This is a genomic window from Nisaea acidiphila (assembly GCF_024662015.1).
GTDB classification, from domain to species: Bacteria; Pseudomonadota; Alphaproteobacteria; order Thalassobaculales; family Thalassobaculaceae; genus Nisaea; species Nisaea acidiphila.
This window is the reverse complement of record NZ_CP102480.1, coordinates 2,269,702-2,290,395: the sequence shown is the minus strand read 5'-3', so window position 1 is coordinate 2,290,395 and position 20,694 is coordinate 2,269,702. Positions and strand designations below refer to the sequence as shown.

23 protein-coding genes and 1 pseudogene are annotated in these 20,694 nt (G+C 64.1%); 11 read left to right on the top strand and 13 right to left on the bottom strand.

The genetic code is table 11. The features are described from left to right. The 5 genes and pseudogenes from rbfA to ugpQ all read left to right on the top strand — a co-directional run bounded on the left by rbfA (position 1) and on the right by ugpQ (position 4,882). Positions 1–455: pseudogene (rbfA, locus tag NUH88_RS10520) on the top strand (30S ribosome-binding factor RbfA). After that, positions 445–1,371, top strand: coding sequence for a tRNA pseudouridine(55) synthase TruB (gene truB / locus NUH88_RS10510; RefSeq protein WP_257771995.1), 927 nt, complete (start codon positions 445–447; stop codon positions 1,369–1,371). The pseudogene rbfA and the gene truB overlap by 11 nt, the downstream one beginning before the upstream one ends. 14 nt (positions 1,372–1,385) lie before the next feature. Then, positions 1,386–1,655 carry a 30S ribosomal protein S15 gene (gene rpsO / locus NUH88_RS10505; RefSeq protein WP_257771994.1) on the top strand — a complete coding sequence of 90 codons (270 nt, stop codon included), beginning with the start codon at positions 1,386–1,388 and terminating at the stop codon, positions 1,653–1,655. 366 nt (positions 1,656–2,021) lie between these two features. Beyond that, positions 2,022–4,142 (top strand): polyribonucleotide nucleotidyltransferase, encoded by a 2,121-nt coding sequence (gene pnp / locus NUH88_RS10500; protein ID WP_257771991.1) that lies wholly within the window; start codon positions 2,022–2,024, stop codon positions 4,140–4,142. A 5-nt stretch (positions 4,143–4,147) separates the two neighbouring features. Next, complete coding sequence (gene ugpQ, locus NUH88_RS10495; RefSeq protein WP_257771990.1) at positions 4,148–4,882, top strand: glycerophosphodiester phosphodiesterase; 735 nt, start codon at positions 4,148–4,150, stop codon at positions 4,880–4,882. On the opposite strand, the gene NUH88_RS10490 is transcribed toward ugpQ, so the two are convergent. Next, positions 4,783–5,202, bottom strand: a complete 420-nt coding sequence (locus NUH88_RS10490) for a ribbon-helix-helix domain-containing protein (RefSeq protein ID WP_257771988.1) — start codon at positions 5,200–5,202, stop codon at positions 4,783–4,785. The genes ugpQ and NUH88_RS10490 overlap by 100 nt on opposite strands. Before the next feature lie 253 nt (positions 5,203–5,455). Between NUH88_RS10490 and NUH88_RS10485 the strand changes: the two genes are divergently transcribed. After that, positions 5,456–6,325, top strand: a complete 870-nt coding sequence (locus NUH88_RS10485; RefSeq protein ID WP_257771987.1) for a hypothetical protein — start codon at positions 5,456–5,458, stop codon at positions 6,323–6,325. A gap of 24 nt (positions 6,326–6,349) precedes the next feature. Here NUH88_RS10485 and NUH88_RS10480 read toward each other — a convergent pair whose 3' ends face one another. The 3 genes from NUH88_RS10480 to fabA form a co-directional block, all read right to left on the bottom strand. Next, complete coding sequence (locus NUH88_RS10480) at positions 6,350–7,132, bottom strand: enoyl-ACP reductase FabI (protein WP_257772180.1); 783 nt, start codon at positions 7,130–7,132, stop codon at positions 6,350–6,352. 82 nt (positions 7,133–7,214) lie between these two features. After that, positions 7,215–8,438, bottom strand: coding sequence for a beta-ketoacyl-ACP synthase I (fabB, locus tag NUH88_RS10475; protein ID WP_257771986.1), 1,224 nt, complete (start codon positions 8,436–8,438; stop codon positions 7,215–7,217). A 1-nt stretch (position 8,439) separates the two neighbouring features. Next, positions 8,440–8,970 carry a 3-hydroxyacyl-[acyl-carrier-protein] dehydratase FabA gene (gene fabA, locus NUH88_RS10470; protein WP_257771984.1) on the bottom strand — a complete coding sequence of 177 codons (531 nt, stop codon included), beginning with the start codon at positions 8,968–8,970 and terminating at the stop codon, positions 8,440–8,442. Positions 8,971–9,237: 267 nt separating this feature from the next. Here fabA and irrA point away from each other — a divergent pair, with 267 nt between their 5' ends. Continuing rightward, a complete protein-coding gene (irrA, locus tag NUH88_RS10465) occupies positions 9,238–9,669 on the top strand; it encodes an iron response transcriptional regulator IrrA (protein ID WP_257771982.1) in 432 nt (143 codons plus the stop codon). Between the two features lie 14 nt (positions 9,670–9,683). Here irrA and NUH88_RS10460 read toward each other — a convergent pair whose 3' ends face one another. Further along, positions 9,684–10,202: an SH3 domain-containing protein gene (locus NUH88_RS10460; protein WP_257771980.1), complete on the bottom strand. Its 519-nt coding sequence runs from the start codon at positions 10,200–10,202 to the stop codon at positions 9,684–9,686. Positions 10,203–10,359: 157 nt separating this feature from the next. On the opposite strand from NUH88_RS10460, the gene NUH88_RS10455 reads away from it, so the two are divergent. After that, positions 10,360–11,346 (top strand): 2-hydroxyacid dehydrogenase, encoded by a 987-nt coding sequence (locus NUH88_RS10455; RefSeq protein ID WP_257771978.1) that lies wholly within the window; start codon positions 10,360–10,362, stop codon positions 11,344–11,346. Positions 11,347–11,368: 22 nt separating this feature from the next. Here NUH88_RS10455 and NUH88_RS10450 read toward each other — a convergent pair whose 3' ends face one another. The 5 genes from NUH88_RS10450 to coaBC form a co-directional block, all read right to left on the bottom strand. Continuing rightward, on the bottom strand, positions 11,369–11,548 hold the full coding sequence (locus NUH88_RS10450) for a hypothetical protein (RefSeq protein ID WP_257771976.1): 180 nt from the start codon (positions 11,546–11,548) through the stop codon (positions 11,369–11,371). A 173-nt stretch (positions 11,549–11,721) separates the two neighbouring features. After that, positions 11,722–12,510: a HesA/MoeB/ThiF family protein gene (locus tag NUH88_RS10445; protein ID WP_257771974.1), complete on the bottom strand. Its 789-nt coding sequence runs from the start codon at positions 12,508–12,510 to the stop codon at positions 11,722–11,724. Positions 12,511–12,515: 5 nt separating this feature from the next. Beyond that, positions 12,516–13,475, bottom strand: a complete 960-nt coding sequence (cysK, locus tag NUH88_RS10440; protein ID WP_257771972.1) for a cysteine synthase A — start codon at positions 13,473–13,475, stop codon at positions 12,516–12,518. Between the two features lie 99 nt (positions 13,476–13,574). Beyond that, the gene (gene dut, locus NUH88_RS10435; protein ID WP_257771970.1) at positions 13,575–14,039 is read right to left on the bottom strand and encodes a dUTP diphosphatase; all 465 of its coding nucleotides are present in this window, start codon (positions 14,037–14,039) and stop codon (positions 13,575–13,577) included. Further along, positions 14,036–15,241 (bottom strand): bifunctional phosphopantothenoylcysteine decarboxylase/phosphopantothenate--cysteine ligase CoaBC, encoded by a 1,206-nt coding sequence (gene coaBC, locus NUH88_RS10430; protein ID WP_257771968.1) that lies wholly within the window; start codon positions 15,239–15,241, stop codon positions 14,036–14,038. The genes dut and coaBC overlap by 4 nt, the downstream gene beginning before the upstream one ends. A gap of 206 nt (positions 15,242–15,447) precedes the next feature. Here coaBC and NUH88_RS10425 point away from each other — a divergent pair, with 206 nt between their 5' ends. After that, positions 15,448–15,672, top strand: a complete 225-nt coding sequence (locus NUH88_RS10425) for a DUF4160 domain-containing protein (protein WP_257771967.1) — start codon at positions 15,448–15,450, stop codon at positions 15,670–15,672. Then, on the top strand, positions 15,672–16,112 hold the full coding sequence (locus tag NUH88_RS10420; protein WP_257771965.1) for a helix-turn-helix domain-containing protein: 441 nt from the start codon (positions 15,672–15,674) through the stop codon (positions 16,110–16,112). The genes NUH88_RS10425 and NUH88_RS10420 overlap by 1 nt, the downstream gene beginning before the upstream one ends. A gap of 24 nt (positions 16,113–16,136) precedes the next feature. Here NUH88_RS10420 and NUH88_RS10415 read toward each other — a convergent pair whose 3' ends face one another. The 3 genes from NUH88_RS10415 to ubiE all read right to left on the bottom strand — a co-directional run bounded on the left by NUH88_RS10415 (position 16,137) and on the right by ubiE (position 19,672). Continuing rightward, complete coding sequence (locus NUH88_RS10415) at positions 16,137–17,201, bottom strand: Leu/Phe/Val dehydrogenase (RefSeq protein ID WP_257771963.1); 1,065 nt, start codon at positions 17,199–17,201, stop codon at positions 16,137–16,139. 176 nt (positions 17,202–17,377) lie between these two features. Further along, on the bottom strand, positions 17,378–18,925 hold the full coding sequence (ubiB, locus tag NUH88_RS10410; RefSeq protein WP_257771961.1) for a 2-polyprenylphenol 6-hydroxylase: 1,548 nt from the start codon (positions 18,923–18,925) through the stop codon (positions 17,378–17,380). Positions 18,926–18,931: 6 nt separating this feature from the next. Next, positions 18,932–19,672 (bottom strand): bifunctional demethylmenaquinone methyltransferase/2-methoxy-6-polyprenyl-1,4-benzoquinol methylase UbiE, encoded by a 741-nt coding sequence (ubiE, locus tag NUH88_RS10405; protein ID WP_257771959.1) that lies wholly within the window; start codon positions 19,670–19,672, stop codon positions 18,932–18,934. A 191-nt stretch (positions 19,673–19,863) separates the two neighbouring features. Here ubiE and mutM point away from each other — a divergent pair, with 191 nt between their 5' ends. Beyond that, positions 19,864–20,694, top strand: a complete 831-nt coding sequence (gene mutM, locus NUH88_RS10400) for a bifunctional DNA-formamidopyrimidine glycosylase/DNA-(apurinic or apyrimidinic site) lyase (RefSeq protein ID WP_257771957.1) — start codon at positions 19,864–19,866, stop codon at positions 20,692–20,694.

Sequence of the window (20,694 nt, the reverse complement as noted above, 5' to 3'; positions counted from 1 at the left end):
GTGGTTGGATCGCACCCTGACAAGGCAGGGCGGCGCGGTCGCGCGCCGTCGCAGCGCCAGTTGCGCGTGGGCGAGGAAGTGCGTCATGTGCTCGCCGGCGTGTTCCAGCGCGGCGACCTGCATGACCCGGAACTCGATGGTGTTTCCATTACGGTGAGCGAGGTCTCGGTCAGCCCGGACCTGCGCAATGCGACGGTTTTCGTCATGCCGCTCGGCGGCGTGCACGCGGACGACGTCCTGGCGGGCCTGAAACGGGCGGCGCCGTTCCTGCGCACCGTCCTGGCGAAATGGCGAAACAGATGACATTGCGCACCGTACCGCGGATGCGCTTCATCATCGATACCGCTTTCGAGAGCGCCAACCGCATCAACGAGATGTTTCAGGATCCGGTGGTCCGCGCCGACCTCGAAGCGGATCGCGACGAAGATGGGGAAGAGGACGGCAATGGCGCGTAGGAAACGCGGCAATCCGGTCAATGGCTGGGTCATCCTCGACAAGCCGTCCGGCGTGACCTCTACCCAGGCGGTCTCCGCGGTCCGCCGCGTGTTCGATGCGCAGAAGGCCGGCCATGCCGGGACGCTCGATCCGCTGGCGACCGGTATTCTGCCGATCGCCCTCGGCGAGGCAACCAAGACAGTGCCGTACGTGATGGACGCGTCGAAGGAGTACACTTTCGAGGTGACCTGGGGCGAGGAACGCTCGACGGATGATCTCGAGGGAGATGTCACGAGCACCTCTGACATACGCCCCGACGAGCAGGCGATCCTGGCGGCATTGCCGCAGTTCGTCGGCACGATAACCCAGGTTCCCCCGAAATTCTCCGCGGTGAAGATCCAGGGCCAGCGGGCCTACGATCTCGCACGGAACGAGGAACCGGTGGAGCTTTCCCCGCGCGAGGTGCGGATTGATTTCTTCGACCTGGTCGAGATGCGGGGCGCGGACCGGGCGCTGTTCAAGGTCGGATCCGGCAAAGGCGCCTATATGCGCAGCCTCGCCCGCGACCTCGCGCGCGCGACCGGGACCGTCGGGCATATTTCGATGCTGCGGCGGCACCGGGTCGGCCCGTTCCTCGAAACGGATGCGATTTCTCTGGATTCCTTGAAAGCTTTGGAGCATAGTCCCGCCGCTTTCGAGCACCTAATGCCGGTGGAAACGGCGCTGGACGGCATCCCGGCGCTCACTCTGGCCGGTGCAGAGGCAAATAAGCTCAGATGCGGTCAGTCCGTCCCGGTCTTCCGGGCCATGGACCTTGATCGTTTCGGAGATCTCCGGGAAGGCGACCTGATGTACGCCGTTTCCGGGGGCAGCCCCGTTGCGATCGGACGGATCGACGGCGGCTGTATTTGTCCGATGCGCGTACTCAACCTTTGACCTAGGAGTATCCGATGTCGATTACGCAAGAGCGCAAGGGCGAGCTCATTGAGAAGTTCGGCCGCGAAAAGGGCGACACCGGTTCGCCGGAAGTTCAGGTTGCGATCCTCACCGAGCGTATCGTGAACCTCACCGAACACCTGAAGACCCACAAAAAGGACTTCCACTCCCGCCGTGGGCTTCTGATCATGGTCGGCCAGCGCCGCCGTATGCTCGACTATCTGAAGTCGAAGAGCGTCGAGCGCTATCAGACCATCATCTCCGAACTGGGCCTGCGCCGCTAATCCGTGCCGCAGGATCAGAAGCAGAATCGCGCCCGCCCCACGTTTTCCGTGGGGCGGTTTGCGTTTCTGCTGGGCCTCGCCGGGACGCCGTGATTGGGGTTTGACGCCCCCGGCGATCCATGCGATTGAAGGCCCGCTCAATAGAGGAAAAAACCGAAGAACCGCACCGATAAGACACCGAGAAGTATGAGCCGGGTGTCACCTCGTTCGACACTGTGTTTGCAGACCGAGGCCGCCCCGACCCGTTCCCCCCGCGCCACTAAGGGCGCTGCGTTCGAAGAACCGGTCACGGCGGGCCCAATCCAAGCGATACAGAAACAGGATCGAGTTTCGGAACCGAGCGGTTCAGCTTTGAAGGAAAGCTGAATGTTTCAGATCTACAAAAAAGAAATCGACTGGGGCGGGCGCAAGCTGACGCTCGAGACCGGGAAAATCGCCCGTCAGGCCGATGGCGCCGTCATGGCGACGATGGGCGAGACGACTGTGCTCTGCACCGCCGTCTACGCGCGTCAGCCGAAGCCGGGGGTCGATTTCTTCCCGCTGACCGTGAACTACCAGGAAAAGACTTTTGCCGCCGGCAAGATCCCGGGCGGCTTTTTCAAGCGCGAAGGCCGTCCGACGGAGAAGGAGACGCTGACCTCGCGTCTCATCGACCGGCCGATCCGCCCGCTCTTCGTCAAGGGCTTCAAGAACGAGACCCAGGTCGTCTGTACCGTTCTGTCCCATGACCTGGAAAACGACCCGGACATCGTTGCGATGATCGGCGCCTCCGCCGCTCTGACCATCTCCGGTGTGCCGTTCCTCGGCCCGATCGCGGCTTGCCGCGTCGGTTACAAGGATGGCGACTACATCCTGAACCCGTGTCAGAGCGAGCTGCCGGACTCCGAGCTCGATCTGGTCCTCGCCGGCACCCAGGAAGGCGTGCTGATGGTCGAGTCCATGGCCTCCGAGCTTTCCGAAGACGTGATGCTCGGTGCCGTGACCTTTGGCCACAAGGCATTCCAGCCGGTGATCGACGCGATCATCGATCTCGCCGAGGCCTGCGCCAAGGAACCGATGGACCTGCCGGGCGAGAGCGAGGACGTGGCACGCGTCCGTGACGCCCTGAAGGCCGGCATCTCCGCCGACATGACCGAGGCCTATGCCGAGCCGAACAAGACCCAGCGGCAGGAAAACGTGGCCGCCGTCCGCGAGAAGGGCATCGCACTGTTCGAGGACGACGCGGACAAGGACATCGCCAAGGGCCTGATGAAGGGTATCGAAGCCGATGTCGTGCGCGGTGCCATTCTGAAGACGGGGCAACGGATCGACGGCCGCGACACTAAGACGGTGCGTCCGATCGTCTCCGAAGTCGGCATTCTGCCGCGCGCCCACGGCTCCGCCCTGTTTACCCGCGGCGAAACCCAGGCGTTGGCTGTCGCCACGCTCGGGACCGGTCAGGACGAGCAGATCATCGACGCGCTCGAAGGCGAATACCGCGAGCATTTCATGCTGCATTACAACTTCCCGCCCTACTCGGTCGGCGAAGCGGGCCGCATGGGCTCCCCGGGACGCCGCGAGATCGGTCACGGCAAGCTTGCCTGGCGCGCCGTGCGTCCGCTGCTGCCGTCCAAGGACAGCTTCCCCTACACGATCCGGGTCGTCTCCGAGGTCACCGAATCGAACGGTTCCTCCTCGATGGCGACGGTCTGCGGCACCTCCCTCTCCCTGATGGATGCGGGCGTTCCGCTGAGCGCGCCGGTGGCCGGTATCGCGATGGGCCTGATCAAGGAAGGCGACGATTACGCCGTGCTTTCCGACATCCTTGGTGACGAGGACCATCTCGGCGACATGGACTTCAAGGTTGCCGGGACCGAAAACGGCATCACCTCGCTGCAGATGGACATCAAGATCACCTCGATCACCGAGGAGATCATGAAAATCGCGCTGGACCAGGCCAAGGACGGCCGGGTCCACATCCTCGGCGAGATGGCGAAGGCTCTGACCTCGTCCCGTGAAGGTGTCTCCGAGAACGCGCCGCGGATCACTACGATCACGGTCCCGACCGACAAGATCCGCGAAATCATCGGCCCGGGCGGCAAGATGATCCGCGAGATCTGCGAGACCACCGGTGCCAAGATCGACATCGACGACGACGGCGTCGTGAAGGTCGCGGCGGTCGACAACGCCTCCACCGAGGCGGCGCTCGAGCGCATCCGCTACATCGTCGCGGAGCCGGAGCTCGGCGTGATCTACAACGGCAAGGTCGTGAAGACCGTCGATTTCGGCGCCTTCGTGAACTTCCTCGGTGCCAAGGACGGCCTCGTTCACATCAGCGAGCTGAAGAACGAGCGCGTCGGCAAGACCACGGACGTGGTCAATGTCGGCGACCAGGTGAAGGTGAAGGTCATCGGCTTCGACGACCGCGGCAAGGTCAAGCTGTCCATGAAGGTCGTGGACCAGGAGACCGGTGCGGATCTCTCCGAAGACGCCGCCGCCGAGGAATAAGACATATGAGCCTCCAGGTATCCCGCCTTGTCGGACATCGCGGGATCGCCGCGGAGGCTCCCGAGAATACCCTGACCGGCTTCCGCCTCGCGGCGGAGGCCGGTTTTTCGTGGGTCGAGTTCGACGTGATGCTGAGCGCGGACGACGTTCCGATGTTGCATCACGACGAGGAGCTCGGCCGCACCAATGACGGCAGCGGGCCGCTCTGCGCCGAGACGGCGGCGGCACTGAAGCGTCTCGATGCGGGCGCCTGGTTCGACAAGGGGTTTTCCGGCGAGCGGATCCCGACCTTCGAGGAGGCGATTTCCTGCTGCCGTGCGCTCGGTCTCGCGATGAATGTGGAGATCAAGCCGGCGGCCGGACACGAGATCCGGACGGCTGAAATCGTCGCCGAGACTCTGAATGCGCTCTGCCCGGATCTGACGGAGCGGATTGTTGTCTCCAGCTTCGTCCCGGATTGTTTGAAAGTGGCCAAAGAAAAAGCCCCGGACTTTTACCGGGGCTATCTCTGTGAGTCTCTGGCAGACGGTTGGCGGCAAGCCGCCGAAGAACTTGGATGTGTTTCGGTCCATCCGAACCATCGCCCGCTAAACGAGGCGGCGGTCGCCGCGATCCGTCAGGCGGGTTTCAAAACCCTGACTTATACGGTGAACGACCCGGAACGTGCCGCGACCTTGATCGCGTGGGGCGTGGATGCGGTCATCACAGACGAACCTTCCCTCGTCGCTGCGCTCGCCTGAGCGGCGCGGCCGGCATTCATCCGGGCGAGGTCCCGCCAATAGCCAAGCATGAAGACCCGCATCGCGGACGGGACCGAGCTCTCGCCGCGGGTACGGTCGATTTCGTTGATCAGCGCCTTAACGTCGTAGCCGAGACGCTTCGCGACCATGTCGAACATGTCCCATTCTTCGGGATGCAGACAGATGCTGGTCCGCCTGTTCTCCAGACGGAAATGACGGCGCACCATCCGGCTCGCGTCATTGTCCCCGTCTTCTACCGTCTTCAGGGCCGTATTGAATATGTCTTTACCCTGTCCCGACGGGGTGAAGCTGTCTGCCATGAGGTGTCTCCAGTAAGTAGGGTATTTACGATTGTCACTATTCCCAGAAAAATGGGAAAACGCAAGCGTAAATTGATTGCCGTACGCGTCTAGCGTGTTGATTTCGCATACCATTGTGCACTCAGAATCCATAACTATCTGATTTTACGAAATAAAAAAATTTGGGAGTTTTTAGCCTTAAACCGCATACACCGTGAAAATTCCCAGAAAAATGGAAATTGCATTCCCAGAAAAATGGGAATACACTGAAAATATGGGTCGGTATAAGAAAGCAATCTCTCAACTTGAAGCGGAGCTCCGGCACCGGTGCCACCGCTATTACGTTGAGTCGGGAATCCGGAAATATAAGTTCGCTTCGGCGGCCGGGATTTCGGACACGCTTCTGAAGGGTATCGACGCACCGGATTTCGAGGCTTCGCTAAAGACCCTGCAGCGGCTGGACGAGGTGATCCCCGAGGAATGGGAGCCGGCGAGCGACGATCCCGGCGAGCAGCTCATCGTTCCGGCATCGAACGATCCCGTCATCGGTTACAAGATCTGGGAAAGCGATCTCAGCCGCAGCCGGAAGATCTATGTGCGTGACGATCTGCTGCACGGCCTCGATCCGGACCAGGTTGAGCGTTGCGCCGCCTATATAGATAAAGTGCGCGATCCGGACGGACGGCTGCTCGAAACAAGGTTCAAGATCGACGTGTTGCGTGCGCTGGCGCCGCAATGCGCAATCCATGTGTTCGATGTTGGCGAGGACGATCCCAGCAACTTCTTTATCGAGCACTGGGACAACGGCACCGGGTTCTGGAAAGGTGCCGACATGACCGGGATGAAATTCGCCGAGCTCGACGACGAGGCTCTGCGCGGTTGTCAGCTTGAGGATTATCTGGTCTGCCGCGAGACCCAGTGGCCGAACCTGGCCATTGTGCAGCGCAATTACGCCCATGGCGAGGAGCGGAAGTTCCTGCGGCTGTTGTTCCCCTTCGAGGCCAAGGACGGATCACCGAAGATCCTTAGCATCACGCGACCGCAATCGAAGGGGCTGGCGCTCGACCTGCTGCAGAAAAAGCTGCCGGGCTACGAGCAGATCGGCGGCGAAGGCGTTGTCGACCTCCGGACCCGCCGCTCCTAGACCTTCCGTTTCCGGAAACTTCCGCTAGTCGTCTTCGCGATCCGGCTTGGGGATGGCGACCGTGTGGAACCCGCCATCCACATAATGGATCTCGCCGGTTACCCCGGCGGAGAGGTCGCTGAGCAGATAGAGTCCGGCCTGTCCGACCTCGTTCAGCGACGCATTGCGCTTCAAGGGCGCGTTTTTCTCAGCAAACCGGAATGTGTGCCGCGCATCGGCGATGGCGGAACCGGCAAGCGTCTTCATCGGCCCGGCCGAAATCGCGTTCACCCGAATCCCGTGCTCGCCGAGATCGGCTGCAAGATAGCGCACGCTGGCCTCGAGCGCGGCCTTGGCGACACCCATCACATTGTAGTTCGGTGTGGTGCGGTTGGCGCCGAGATAGGAGAGCGTCAGCATGCTGCCGCCATCCTTCATCAGCGGCCAGGCCCGGCGCGCGATATTGGTGAAGGAGAAGCAGGAGATATCGAGCGTGTTGAGAAAGTTCTCCCGGCTCGTATCCGCATAGCGGCCCTTAAGCTCGTTCTTGTCCGAATAGGCGATCGCGTGGAGCACGAAGTCGAGCCCACCCCAGGCATTGCCGATCTCGTCGAAGGCGCGGTCCAGCGCATCGTCGTCGGCGACGTCACACATCACGGCGAGACCGGAGCCGACACTGTCCGCGAGCGGTTCGACCCGCTTTTTCAGGGAGTCGTTCTGATAGGTAAAGGCGAGCTGCGCGCCTTGACCCGCGACGGCGGAGGCAATGCCCCAGGCGATCGAACGGTCGTTGGCGACGCCCATGACCAAGCCGCGCTTGCCGGCCATCAATCCCTTATAGGATGAGCTTTCGGCCTCGCGCTGATCGGCAAGGTCGTCAATCAGGTCGGTCATCCTGTCGCCCCTCCGCTCAGGCGTCGTATTTCTGGAATGCTAGCACGGCATTGGTTCCGCCGAACCCGAAACTATTCGACATCGCGACGCGGAGCCCCGCATTGTCCACCCGCTCCAGGACGACCGGCATGTCTTCCGCCTCCGGATCCAGGGTCTCGATATTGGCGGAGGCCGCGATGAAGTCGTTTTTCATCATCAGCAGCGTGTAGATCGCCTCGTGAACCCCGGTCGCACCCTGGGAGTGCCCGGTAAGGGATTTCGTCGAGCTAACCTTCGGGATCGCGTTTCGGCTCTTGAAGACCTCGCGGATACCGTCCAGCTCGATCATGTCGCCGACCGGCGTGCTGGTGCCATGGGCGTTGATGTAATCGACCGGCCCCTCGACATCTTTCAGGGCCATCTGCATGCAGCGTACACCGCCCTCGCCGGACGGAGCGACCATGTCGGCGCCGTCCGATGTCGCGCCGTAACCGACGATCTCGGCATAAATCTTCGCGCCGCGCGCCTGCGCCCGCTCGAGCTCCTCCAGCACGAGGACGCCGCCGCCGCCGGAGATGACGAAACCGTCGCGGTTGGCGTCATAGGCGCGGGACGCTTTTTCGGGCGTGTCGTTGTACTTGGAGGAGAGTGCGCCCATCGCGTCGAACAGCACGGAGAGGGTCCAGTGCAGTTCCTCGCCGCCGCCGGCAAACATCACGTCCTGTTTGCCCATCTGGATCAGCTCGTAGGCATTGCCGATGCAGTGCGAGCTGGTGGAGCAGGCCGACGAGATCGAATAGCTTAGGCCCTTGATCTTGAAGGAGGTTGAGAGCGTCGCCGAATTGGTGCTGCACATCACGCGCGGGACCATGTAGGGACCGACCCGCTTCGGACCCTTCTCGCGCGCGGTGTCGAAGGCATTCATCATGTTCGAGGTCGACGGGCCGCCGGAGCCCATGACCATGCCGGTGACCGGATTGCTGATATCGCTCCCTTCGAGACCGGCGTCGGCGATCGCCTCCTGCATGGCAATATAGTTGTAGGCGGCACCCGGTCCCATGAAGCGCATCAGCTTGCGGTCGATATGCTCCGAAGGGTCCAGCTTGATGGAGCCATGGACGTGGCTGCGGAAGCCGAGATCGGCGTAATCGGGCGCGAATTCGATGCCGGACTTGCCGGCCTTGAGGGAGGCGGTCACTTCCTCGGCATTGTTGCCGATGCTGGAGACGATCCCGAGGCCGGTAACAACGACGCGACGCATGTCAGCTCGCTCCCTGCATGGCGGAATTGTCGAACAGCCCGACACGGATATCCTTCGCCTCGAAGACGGTGGTGCCGTCGCAATCGACGCGCCCGTCGGCGATTCCCATATAGAGCCTGCGCATGATCACGCGCTTCAGGTCGAGCGTATAGGTCAGCAGTTTCGCCGTCGGCAGCACCTGGCCGGTGAACTTCACCTCGCCGACGGAGATCGCGCGCCCGGCACCGGGGCCACCCATCCAGCCGAGGGTAAAACCGAGCAGCTGCCACAGTGCGTCCATGCCGAGGCAGCCGGGCATCACGGGGTCGCCCTCGAAGTGGCACTCGAAGAACCAGAGGTCCGGCTTGATGTCGAATTCGGCGGTAACCTGGCCCTTGCCGTAAGCTCCCCCTTCGGTGGAGAGACTGGTGATGCGGTCGAACATCAGCATCGGCGGCATCGGCAATTGCGCGTTGCCGGGGCCGAACAACTTACCCTTAGCGCAGGCGATCAGATCGTCGTACCCGAAGCTGTTCTTTTCTTTGAAGTCCAACAATGCCGTTCCTTCCCGCACACCGGTGCTGATCGCGGCACCGGTTTCATTTGGCGTCATGATAGACCGCAACCGCGCGACCGCGCCATCTCCCACATTTCATGCACCGCGTACCGCAGATAAGGTATCGAACGCAAGCAATCACATATTGCGTTTCATCGGATCTCTTGACATATGGGGCGTATTGCCGCTCTGTCTAAGGTTTGAAACGCCATTGTGGCGGCGCGCCAAGCGACCTAACCCGAGCGACCTAAAGGGAAACCGGGAATGAGCAGTGTGGAAGTGAATACCGATAAGGAGAACCTCTCCGGGCGTCTCACGCGCGCGGGGCTGCGTCCGACGCGTCAGCGTCTCGCGCTTGCGGATCTGCTATTCATGACCGGCGACCGTCACGTGACGGCCGAGCAGCTGCACAAGGAAGCGGGCGAAGCCGGAATCACGGTCTCTCTCGCGACCGTCTACAATACGCTCCACCAATTCACGGAATCCGGACTGCTGCGAGAGGTCGTGGTCGAGTCCGGCCGTTCCTATTTCGATACCAACACCACCGACCATCACCATTTCTTCGTCGAGGACGAGAATTGTCTGACGGACATTCCGGGCGAGAAGATCGGCTTCGTGAATATTCCGGACGCGCCTGAAGGCACGGAGATCGAGCGGGTCGATCTCATCATCCGGCTGAAGTCGAAGGACCTCTGAGGTTCCAGCCCCGCCTAGCGGAGCGATTCGTCCACCCGAACTCCCCAGATCGCTGACCGGTGTACCCAGCCGCTGAGGCCGGACACCTCAATCTCGCACCATTCGCGCACGCAGCTGTCGAGCCAGGCGACGACTCCCGGCTCCATATGCGCGACCGCTGGCGCGCTGTCCGTCGCCTCGCGCCGGAGCGTCCGGTTGCGCCCGATCACGAGAACGGAGCGGCGGCCGGACAGCATGCTCTGATGGACCCAGCCTTCCGTTCCCTCAAAGTCGCGGATTTTCCGCCAGTTCTCGAATTCGGAGACGATCTCGACCGGCAGGTTCTCGCGCACGAAGACCCAGTCCACGGGGTAGCGCACGCCGGGCCCGGTACGGACGTTCACTTCGTCCGCGCGGAGCGTGACATAGCGCGGGATCGGCAGGCCGGTGACGCTGCCGACGGTTTCCGCGTGCAGCGGTCCGGCGAGCGCCGCCAGAAGCGATGTCGGTACGATCAGCAGGGCGGCAAGTAACGAAAGCGGTCTGGGCTGCATGGGTTCGATCCTGATATGCCGCGCAGCATACCACTAGTGATGGGGGCTGATAAGAGGCGAGCCGCTATATAACGTAGATCTCGGGCCCTTTGTGGACAATTCGCGAGACCCCTGATATTTCCCGGTTCAGCAAGGCCTCCGGGGAAGGACGACGCCCATGACCACGAGCAAACCGCTTGTCATCGTGACGAGGAAACTGCCGGATCCGGTGGAGACCCGGATGATGGAGCTGTTCAACACCCGGCTGAACATGTCCGACGAGCCGTTTTCCCGCGAGCGGCTGCAGTCGGCGATGCAGGAAGCGGAGATTCTCGTGCCGACGGTGACCGACAAGCTCGATGCGGCGTTGATCGAGGGTGCGGGTCCGAACCTTAAGCTCATCGCCTCCTTCGGGACCGGCGTCGACCATATCGACGTGCCGGCGGCGAAGAAGAAGGGGATCATCGTCACCAACACGCCGGGCGTGCTGACCGAGGATACGGCCGACATGACCATGGCGCTGATCCTCGCGGTCTCGCGCCGCCTGGTCGAGGGCGAGAAGCTGGTGCGCTCCGGCAAGTGGGAGGGCTGGGGCCCGACCGTGATGCTCGGCCACCGGATCCACGGCAAGCGCCTCGGCATTATCGGCATGGGCAGGATCGGCCAGGCGGTGGCGAAGCGCGCGCGGGGTTTCGGCCTCTCGATCCATTATCACAACCGGCGCCGTCTGCATCCGGAGATCGAGGCGGAGCTGGAAGCGACCTATTGGGACAATCTAGACCAGATGCTCTCCCGCATGGACATCATATCGGTCAATTGCCCGCGCACCCCGGCGACCTTCCATCTGCTGAATCAACGCCGGCTCGCTCTGCTGCAGCCGCACGCGATCATGGTGAACACCTCGCGCGGAGAGGTGGTGGACGAGGACGCGCTGGTGCAGGCTCTGGCCAACCGGGATTTCGCCGGGGCCGGGCTCGACGTCTTCGAACACGAGCCTGAAGTGGACCCGCGGCTGCTCAAGCAGCAGAACGTCGTGTTGCTGCCGCATATGGGCTCGGCCACCATCGAGGGCCGGATCGATATGGGGGAAAAGGTGATCGTGAATGTGAAGACCTTCGTCGACGGGCACCGCCCGCCGGACCGGGTCCTCGAACTGGATTTCTAGGGGCGGACCGCTCCGGGGCCGTTTACTGGCCGAAGAAGGCGCTGGCGTCGCCGGAGGCGACCATCGTTCCGATCAGCATGAGGAAGACGACAAGCGCGATCCCGAAGAGCGGCACGGACCAAGATCCGGTAGCCTGCAGATCGGCCTTGCTCGGGACGACGCCATTGTCGGTTCTCGAATGCTCTTTCTGATCCTCTGCCATGTCCCGTGCTCCCGGACCGACATTGATTCCATATCAAACCGGAATCTGTCGGCGTGATTTCTCTGCCATTGCGTACGCAACGGATATGGTAACGGATTGATTCTTTCCAATCGGTTACCGTCCGCTGCTGTGGCAAAGTACACATGCCAATCGCGACCGAATGAAGGCGGGTTTCAGGCAAGGTCCCGGATCGTGGGATCGGTGCCGCAGAGCGCGCAGCCGGGATCTCGCGCGGCCTTCATCTTGCGGAAGGTCGGGCCGAGCGCGTCATAGATCAGCAGATGACCGGACAGGCTGCTGCCGAGGCCAAGCAATTCCTTGATCACCTCGGTGGCCTGCAAGGTTCCGATCACCCCCGCAACGGCTCCTAGAATGCCGGCTTCCTCGCAGCGCGGGATCATGCCGGGTGGGGGCTCGGTCGGGAACAGGCAGCGGTAGCAGGGTTCGCCCTCGTGTCCCGTGACGCCGCCGCGGAAAGTGGCGAGCTGGCCCTCGAAACGCAGCAGCGATCCGGAGACGAGCGGTTTGCCGGCGAGAAAGGCGGCGTCGTTGGCGAGGTAGCGGGTCGCAAAATTGTCGCTGCCGTCTGCGATGAGGTCGTAGCCCTCGAACAGCCGCGCGGCGTTCTCCGCCGTCAGCCTCTCGGCATGTTTCTCGACCCGGGTCCCCGGATTGATCCGCGCGACCGATGCGGCCGCGGACTCGACTTTCGATAGGCCGACGGCATTCGAGTCATGAGCGATCTGCCGTTGCAGGTTGCTCAAGTCCACCTCGTCGTCGTCGACGATCCCGAGCGTGCCGACTCCGGCCGCCGCCAGATAGAGCAGCAGCGGCGAGCCGAGACCGCCGGCGCCGATCACCAGCACCTTCGAGACGAGCAGCTTCTCCTGCCCCTCGTCCCCGACCTCGTCGAGGATCAGATGGCGGGCATAGCGCTGGAACTGCTCGTCGCTCAGTTCCATGCCTGTTATTCCCCGAGCCCCTCGAACAGGGCGGTGGAAAGGTAGCGCTCCGCGAAGCTCGGGATGATCACGACAATACGCTTGCCTTCCATCTCCGGGCGCTTGCCGACCTGGATCGCCGCCCAGAGCGCGGCACCGGAGGAGATCCCGCCGGGCAGGCCCTCGACCCGGGCGGCCTTCTGGCTGGTGGCGATGGCGGCCTCGTTGCTCACCTGGACGATCTCGTCATAGATCCCGGTGTTCAGGATGCTTGGCACGAAGCCGGCGCCGATCCCCTGGATCTTGTGCGGCGCGGGGTCGCCGCCGGAGAGCACCGGGCTCGCCTCGGGCTCGACCGCCACGACCCGCAGATCCGGATTGCGCTGCTTCAGCACGCCGCCGGCGCCGGTGATGGTCCCGCCGGTGCCGATGCCGGAGACGAAGACGTCGAGATTGCCGCTGGTATCGGCCCAGATTTCCTCCGCGGTCGTGCGGACATGCACATCCGGGTTGGCCGGGTTGTCGAACTGCTGCGGCATGAACGATCTGGGAGTCGCGGCGGCGAGTTCCTCAGCCTTCGCGATCGCGCCTTTCATGCCTTTGGCCGCTTCCGTCAGCACGATCTCCGCGCCGAGGAAGGCGAGCATCTTGCGCCGTTCGATGGACATGGATTCCGGCATGGTCAGGATCAGCCGGTAACCGCGGGCCGCGGCGACGAAGGCGAGGCCGATACCTGTATTGCCGCTGGTCGGCTCGATGATGGTGGAACCGGGGCGCAGCTTGTCCGCCTTCTCGGCGGCGTCGATCATGGCGAGGCCGATCCGGTCCTTCACTGAGGCGAGCGGGTTGAAGAATTCGAGCTTGGCGAGGATATCGGCCTTCACGCCCTCGGCGGCCGCGAGTTTCGAGACGCGGACGAGTGGCGTCGCGCCGATCGTGTCGAGGATGCTGTCATAGATCCTGCCGCGGAATTCGGGTGTGCTCATGTCTTCCTCCCATGCCGAAGAATGCGTCCCGTTCAAGCTGGGCGGTCCAGCCGCGGGACTAAAGTATTGCCGGAGAACGGGTGTCTGCGCGATTGCGCGTCAGCTCTCGCCCGTGCCGGTCGAACCGAAACCGCCGCCGCCGCGTTCGGTCTCATCCAGTTCCGTGACCTCGTTCCAGCGCGCCTGGATCACCGGGGCGACCACCATCTGCGCGATCCGCATGCCGCGCGTGACGGTGAAGGGCTCGTTTCCGTGATTGATCAGGACGACGCCGACCTCGCCGCGATAGTCCGCATCGACCGTGCCGGGCGTATTCACCTGCGTTACCCCGTGCTTGAGCGCCAGGCCCGAGCGCGGCCGCACCTGGCCCTCGTATCCCGGCGGCAGGGCGATGGCGAGGCCGGTCGGGATCAGCGTCCGCTCGCCGGGCGCAATCACGACCTCGTCCTCGATTGCCGCGAGCAGGTCCATCCCCGCGCTGTCGGCGGTCTGGTAGGCGGGCAGGGGCAGGTCGGCGCCGTGCGGCAGGCGGCGGACCTTCACGTCGACGGTGGCGCTGGTCATGCGCTGAAATGCTCCACGATGCGGGTGGCGAGCTTCTCCGCCACTTCCTTCTTGGTCAGCTTGGGCCAGTCCTCGCTGCCCGCGCCGGTGATCAGGTGAATGGTGTTGGCTTCCCCGCCGAAGGTCCCGGTCGCGGGGCTGACATCGTTGGCGAGGATCCAGTCGCAGCCCTTGCGGGCACGCTTCTCGGTCGCGTGCGCGACGACCATTTCCGTTTCGGCGGCGAAACCGACGACCAGGGACGGCCGTGTGCCGCCGAGGCCGGAGACCGTCTTCAGGATGTCCGGGTTCTCCGTCATGGAGAGCGACGGGATCTGGCCCGATCCATCCTTCTTCAGCTTCTGCCCGGCCTCCTCGGCGACCCGCCAGTCGGCGACGGCGGCGGCGAAAACCGCGATATCGGCGGGCAAGGCGGCCTCGACCCCGGCCAGCATCTCGCGCGCGGTCTCTATATGTTTGACGGTGACCCCCGCCGGATCCGGCTCCCGCGTCGGGCCCGTGACCAGCGTCACCTCGGCGCCCGCCGCCGCAAGCGCCGCCGCGATGGCGTGGCCCTGCTTGCCGGAGGAGCGGTTGGCGATGTAGCGCACCGGGTCGATCGGCTCGTGCGTCGGCCCGCTGGTGACGATGGCACGCTTGCCGGCGAGCGGCCTCGCCGCCGGATCGAGCCGGGCCATGACCGCCTCGGCGATCGCTTCCGGCTCGGCCATGCGGCCGGGCCCGTATTCGCCGCAGGCCATGTCGCCCTCGTCGGGGCCGATGAAGGCGATGCCGCGCTCCTTCAGGGCTTTCACGTTCTCCACCGTCGCCGCATGGCTCCACATCCGGACATTCATCGCCGGCGCGGCGAGCACGTCGGTATCGGTGGCGAGCAGCAGGGTGGAGGCGAGATCGTTCGCGAGGCCCGCGCGCATCTTCGCCAGCAGGTCGGCGGTGGCCGGTGCGACGACGATCAGGTCGGCCGAGCGGGAAAGCTGGATATGCCCCATCTCCGCCTCGTCGGTGAGGGAGAAGAGGTGCGTATAGACCTTGTCCTCGGTCAGCGCCGAGAGGCTGAGGGGCGTCACGAACTCCGCGCCCGCCTTGGTCAGCACGGCGCGCACCGCGACCCCGCGCTTGCGCAGCAGCCGTACCAGTTCGAGCGCCTTATAGGCGGCAATGCCGCCGCCGACGATCAGCAGGACCCGTTTGCCGGAGGCCATGGGGCCGATCCCTCTCGCATGAATAACCGGGGCGGACTCTAGGTCCGGGCAAGAAGCGAAGCAAGGACCCAAGGGCCGGAATCCAAGCCGGCATTGGCGTAAAAAGCGATGGGTTCGGCACCGTCGTCCGCAGGAAACGGCTCAACTCCGCCCATAACAATCCTGTAAAAGACGAAAAATTTTCGTATATTGAGCTGGAGTTGGTGGTGCCGACGATCAAACAGTTCGCGGATTGCCGGATCGTCATTTATTTCGACGATCATGATCCGCCGCATTTCCATGTGATCACTTCGGACCGGCGGGAAGCGATCGTGCGAATTTCGGATTGTGAGGTACTGACCGGTTTGGCCGCGCGAGAGTTTGCGGAAGCGCATGCCTGGGCAATGGCGAACCGGGAGCTTTTGCTCGCGAGATGGAAGGAGTTCAACTGATGCTGCTTCACAGACTGCGCGACCTTTGCCTCGTGGTCGAGGCGGGAACTGCCCGGGCACGGCTGATGTTCGAGAACGGCGATCATCTCGAACTGGACTTCACGGAGCGTGCGCGCAACCGGTCCAAACTGAAGCCACTTCTCGAACCGGATACCTTCCTCGCGGGTCGTATTGTTGATGACGGTATTGCGGTCGAGTGGCCCTGTGGCATCGAGATCGATGCCACCTCTCTGCATCGAAGTGCGATGGCGATGCTGTTTCGCAAATGGAGAAAGCGCCACGGAATGTCTCAGGTAAACGCGGCAGAGGCTTTGGGTCTGACGGGCCGAACGGTGCAGAACTACGAGTCGGGCGAGCAGGAGATTCCCCGGACCGTGATGCTTGCGATGCGCGGATATGATGCATCGCCTGAGCTGCAAAGGCCGCGGGCGGCAGGATAAACCCGAGCGAAATGCGGGAAGCTCCTAGCCCGCTTTCCTCAGCCGCGCCTCCTCGATCCGCTGGCGGGCGATGCGGTCGGCGACCTCGCTGGGCGGCAGGTTCTGGCGGGCGGCTTCGGTGAAGACGGCGTCGAGGGTCTGCATCAGGCGGTCGAGCTTCTCGCGGACCCAGGCCGGCTCGTAATTGCCGGAGATTTCGGCCGCGACATTGATGATGCCGCCGCCGTTTATGACGTAGTCCGGCGCGTAGAGGATGTCCCGCTGCTTCAGCAATTCGCCGCTCTGCGGAACGTCGAGCTGGTTGTTCGCGGCGCCGGCGACGACCGGGACCTTGAGCCGGGGGATGGTGCCCGCGTTCAGGATCGCCCCCGCCGCGCAGGGGGCGAAGACGTCCGCATCGACATCGTAGATCGCATCGGGGTCGACCACGTCGGCGCCGAACTCGGCGACGGCGCTTTTGAGGGTTGCCTCGTTCACATCGCTGACGACCGGGCTCGCCCCGGCCTCGTGCAGCAGGCGGGCGAGCCCGTAGCCGACATGGCCGATGCCCTGGATGGCGACGGTCAGGCCTTTCACGCTCGGGCGCTGCAGCTTGTGCTTCACGGCGATCTTGAGGCCTCGAAAGACACCTTCGGCGGTCACCGGAGACGGGTCGCCGCTCGCCGCCCTGCCTTTCGTAAGGCCTGCGACGAAACGGGTGCGGCGGGCGACATGCGCCATGTCCTCCGGGCCGATGCCCATATCCTCGGCGATCCAGTACTGCCCGCCGAGACGGTCGACCGCGCTGCCAAGACTTTCGAGGAAGCGGTCGGTCTTGTCTTTCGCCGGATCGCCGATCACCACCGCCTTGCCGCCGCCGAGCGGCAGTTCGGCCATGGCGTTCTTGTAGGTCATGCCGCGCGAGAGCCGGAGCACGTCGGTGAGCGCCTCGTCCTCGCGGTCGTAGAGCCGCATGCGGCAGCCGCCGGCGGCGGGACCGAGGGCAGTGGAATGGATGGCGATGATGGATTTCAGCCCGGTTTCCGGGCAATGGGCGTAGCTGACGGTCTCATGCCCGTCGAAGCTGGGGGAGTCGAAGACAGCGCTCATGGGTCTCTCCCGACAGATACATTGTCGCCGGCGCTCGGGCCGACGATCCGTTGCTACAAATGTGGGGGATTATGCTGAAAATCTCCGGTCGTATACGTCCCGGAACCGGACCATCCGGTGCCGGGAAGGTCCGTTCCACGTAACAAAACTGCGTCGGAATGCCGCAGGCGGAACCTCTAATCGAACAGCAGTGCCAGCACGGCGATGAAGAGCGCCAGCCAAACCGGCCAGAAGGAGCGCCGGCGGCGTGCATTCTCCTCGGCGAAGCGGGCGACGGTCTCCGGATGCAGCTTCAACCCGCCCTCGGTCAGCGAGCCCATCACACGGTCGGTGGTCTCGATGATCTGCGGCAGCCGCTCCGCCAGCGCGATGGCATGGGTAGCGGCCTCTCGGACCCGGGCCTGCGGACCGCGATGCTCGCGCATCCAGTCCTCGATCATCGGCCGCGGCAGCTCCCACATATTGACGTCGGGATTGAGCGTCCGCCCGACGCCTTCCGCCACCACCATGGTCTTCTGCAGCAGCAGGAGCTGGGGCTGGGTCTCCATCTCGAACTGTTCGGTGATGCGGAAGAGCTGCGCCAGTAGGCGGGCGACGGAGATCTCGTTCAGCGGCCGGCCGAGCAGCGGCTCGCCGATCGAGCGGCAGGCCTGGGTGAAGGCCTCGACGCTCTTGTGCGCGGGCACGTAGCCGGCGCGGAAATGAACCTCGGCGACCTTGCGGTAATCGCCGGTCAGGAACCCGGTCAGCATGTCGGCGAGATAGTAGCGGGTCTTCTGGTCGAGCCGGCCCATGATGCCGAAATCGACCGGCACGACGCGCCCCTCCTCGTCGACGAAGGCGTTCCCCGGATGCATGTCGGCATGGAAGAAACCGTCGCGGAACACCTGGTTGAAGAAGGCGGTGGCGGCGCGGCGGAGGATCTCCGTCGGCTCGTGCCCCTTCTCGATCAGGGTCTCCAGGTCGTCGATCCGTGTGCCGTGCACCCGCTCAACGGTCATCACCCGTGCCGTGGTTCGGCCCCAGTCCACTTTCGGCACGCGGAAGCCTGGATCTTCCTCGAAATTCTGCGCCAGTTCGGAGGCGGCGGCCGCCTCCATGCGCAGGTCCATCTCCATCTCCACGGTCTCGCGGAACAGCTCGATCACCTCGACTGGCTTCAGGCGGCGGATCCAGGGCCAGTGGGTCTCCAGCAGCTCGGCGATCCAGAGAAAGAGGTCGAGATCGCGGGCGAAGCGGGCCTCGATGTCCGGGCGCAGGATCTTGACCGCGACTTCCTCGCCCTCCGTCGTGACGGCGAAATGGACCTGGGCGATCGAGGCGGCGGCGACCGGCTTGTCCTCGAAGGAGGCGAAGACCTCCGCGATCGGGCGCTCCAGCTCGTCTTCGAGCATTCGTTTGGCGATCGCCGTCGAGAACGGCTTCAGCCGGTCCTGCAGGCGGGAAAGATCGTGCGCCTGCTCCTCGCCGATGAGGTCGGAACGGGTCGCGAGCGACTGGCCGAATTTTATGAAGCTCGGACCGAGCGCGCTCAGTGCCGCCGCGAGCCGCTCTCCGGGACGCAGCCGGTCGTAGCGCCGGTTGCGGAACAGCAGGACGAAGCGCGCGGCAAGCGCCAGCGCGGGCGCCTGCGGAATGTCGGCGAGCGGCGCCAGCGCACCGTGCCGGGCGAGGATCCAGGCCGAGCCGCAGAGGCGGAGCAGGTTGCGCAGGGCACGCCACATGACAGGTCAGATCTTCCAAGCGGAATGGATGGCGGCGATCCCGCCGGAGAGATTGCGGTAACGGATGCGGCCGAAGCCGGCCGCGCCGATCCGCTCGACGAAGCTCTCCTGGTCGGGGAACTTGCGGATGCTCTCGGCGAGATACTGGTAAGCCTCGCGGTCGTCGGCGACCCGGGCGCCGATCTCCGGCAGCACCTTGAAGGAATAGAAATCGTAGACCGGGTCGAGCGCCGGAATGGCGAGCCGGCTGAATTCGAGACAGAGGAAACGGCCGCCCGGCTTCAGCACCCGGCGCGCGTCGCGCAGCGCGGCATCGATATCGGTGACGTTCCGGAGCCCGAAGGCGATGGTGTAGAGGTCAACCGACGCGTCCTCGACGGGGAGCATTTCCGCGTTACCGACAATCCAGGTGAGGCCCTCGACGCCGTTCTCGGCCGCCCGCTCGCGTCCGACGGTCAGCATCGACTCGTTGATGTCGCAGACCGTCACCGGTCCGCCGCCGCGCGCCCGGTAGCGGAAGGCGATGTCCCCGGTGCCGCCGGCGACGTCGAGCAGCGTCAGGTCCGGCCGCGGCGCGATCCAGTCCATCAGCGCGTCCTTCCAGAGCCGGTGAATGCCGAGGCTCATCAGGTCGTTCATCAGGTCGTAGCGCCCGGCCACGGAATCGAAGACCTGGCGCACCATCCCGGCCTTCTCGCCGACCGGCACGTCCTGGAAGCCGAAATGGGTGGTGGCGCTCTCTGTCATCGAGGATGTCCCGCATACGCGACCGGCGGCCTCGCCGAGTCTCCACCCCGTGATCTAGCCCAGAGTGACGCGCAATCCAACTGTTGAAGCGTGCCTGCAGCACGCGCGGGCCAGCTGTTGAAGTATCGCCCTTGCCGCAGCCCACGGCCTCGCCTAGAGAGAAGGCGAGCCTGGATCGAAAGGAGCGCCCGGTGCCCGAACTGCCCGAGGTGGAAACCGTGATGCGCGGCCTGCAGCCCTTCATGGAGGGCCGCCGGATGACGCGCGTCGAGCAGCGGCGCCCCGATTTGCGCTGGCCGCTTCCCGCCGATTTCGTCGCCCGACTCGAAGGCAAGCGTGTCGACCATATGACCCGGCGGGCGAAATACATTCTCGTCCATATGGACGACGGCACGGTGCTGCTCTGGCATCTCGGGATGTCCGGGAAAGTGAATATCGACGCGGTCCGCCCGGCGGAGCTCGAGAAGCACGATCACATCGTCTTCACCATGGAGGACGGCACGGTGATCCGTTTCAACGATCACCGCCGCTTCGGGGCGATGGACCTGATTTCCGGCCCGGCGCTTGCCGGGCACAAGCTGATCGCCGCGCTCGGACCGGAGCCGCTTTCGAACGCTTTTAACGGCCCCGCGCTCGCCGCCGCTCTCAAAGGCAAGCGTACGCCGATCAAGGCCGCGCTGCTCGATCAGAAGGTGGTCGCCGGCCTCGGGAATATCTATGTCTCGGAAGCGCTGTTTCGCTCGGGCATCTCTCCGCTCCGGCAGGCGGCGAACGTGCAGGGCGTGCGGGCCGAACGCCTGGCGGGGGCGATCCGGCAGGTGCTCGAGGACGCGATCCGTGCCGGTGGGTCGACCCTCAGGGATCATCAGCGTCCGGACGGGGAGCTCGGCTATTTCCAGCATTCCTTCCAGGTCTATGACCGCGAGGGCGTGCCCTGTCCGGTGGACGCCGCACACGGCCCGATTCGCCGGATCGTGCAGTCCGGCCGCTCGACTTTCTATTGTCCCCGCTGCCAGCGCTGA

What these genes read in the sequence shown, in the direction of transcription:
- ugpQ (WP_257771990.1), top strand. Translation starts at nt 4,148, where the DNA reads ATGAGCCTCCAGGTATCCCGCCTTGTCGGACATCGCGGGATCGCCGCG.
- ubiE (WP_257771959.1), bottom strand. Translation starts at nt 19,672, where the DNA reads ATGACAGAGAGCGCCACCACCCATTTCGGCTTCCAGGACGTGCCGGTC.
- NUH88_RS10445 (WP_257771974.1), bottom strand. Translation starts at nt 12,510, where the DNA reads ATGGAACTGAGCGACGAGCAGTTCCAGCGCTATGCCCGCCATCTGATC.
- coaBC (WP_257771968.1), bottom strand. Translation starts at nt 15,241, where the DNA reads ATGGCCTCCGGCAAACGGGTCCTGCTGATCGTCGGCGGCGGCATTGCC.
- NUH88_RS10485 (WP_257771987.1), top strand. Translation starts at nt 5,456, where the DNA reads ATGGGTCGGTATAAGAAAGCAATCTCTCAACTTGAAGCGGAGCTCCGG.
- dut (WP_257771970.1), bottom strand. Translation starts at nt 14,039, where the DNA reads ATGACCAGCGCCACCGTCGACGTGAAGGTCCGCCGCCTGCCGCACGGC.
- fabB (WP_257771986.1), bottom strand. Translation starts at nt 8,438, where the DNA reads ATGCGTCGCGTCGTTGTTACCGGCCTCGGGATCGTCTCCAGCATCGGC.
- pnp (WP_257771991.1), top strand. Translation starts at nt 2,022, where the DNA reads ATGTTTCAGATCTACAAAAAAGAAATCGACTGGGGCGGGCGCAAGCTG.
- NUH88_RS10450 (WP_257771976.1), bottom strand. Translation starts at nt 11,548, where the DNA reads ATGGCAGAGGATCAGAAAGAGCATTCGAGAACCGACAATGGCGTCGTC.
- irrA (WP_257771982.1), top strand. Translation starts at nt 9,238, where the DNA reads ATGAGCAGTGTGGAAGTGAATACCGATAAGGAGAACCTCTCCGGGCGT.
- truB (WP_257771995.1), top strand. Translation starts at nt 445, where the DNA reads ATGGCGCGTAGGAAACGCGGCAATCCGGTCAATGGCTGGGTCATCCTC.
- NUH88_RS10460 (WP_257771980.1), bottom strand. Translation starts at nt 10,202, where the DNA reads ATGCAGCCCAGACCGCTTTCGTTACTTGCCGCCCTGCTGATCGTACCG.
- rpsO (WP_257771994.1), top strand. Translation starts at nt 1,386, where the DNA reads ATGTCGATTACGCAAGAGCGCAAGGGCGAGCTCATTGAGAAGTTCGGC.
- cysK (WP_257771972.1), bottom strand. Translation starts at nt 13,475, where the DNA reads ATGAGCACACCCGAATTCCGCGGCAGGATCTATGACAGCATCCTCGAC.
- NUH88_RS10480 (WP_257772180.1), bottom strand. Translation starts at nt 7,132, where the DNA reads ATGGCCGGCAAGCGCGGCTTGGTCATGGGCGTCGCCAACGACCGTTCG.
- ubiB (WP_257771961.1), bottom strand. Translation starts at nt 18,925, where the DNA reads ATGTGGCGTGCCCTGCGCAACCTGCTCCGCCTCTGCGGCTCGGCCTGG.
- NUH88_RS10415 (WP_257771963.1), bottom strand. Translation starts at nt 17,201, where the DNA reads ATGAGCGCTGTCTTCGACTCCCCCAGCTTCGACGGGCATGAGACCGTC.
- NUH88_RS10455 (WP_257771978.1), top strand. Translation starts at nt 10,360, where the DNA reads ATGACCACGAGCAAACCGCTTGTCATCGTGACGAGGAAACTGCCGGAT.
- NUH88_RS10420 (WP_257771965.1), top strand. Translation starts at nt 15,672, where the DNA reads ATGCTGCTTCACAGACTGCGCGACCTTTGCCTCGTGGTCGAGGCGGGA.
- NUH88_RS10490 (WP_257771988.1), bottom strand. Translation starts at nt 5,202, where the DNA reads ATGGCAGACAGCTTCACCCCGTCGGGACAGGGTAAAGACATATTCAAT.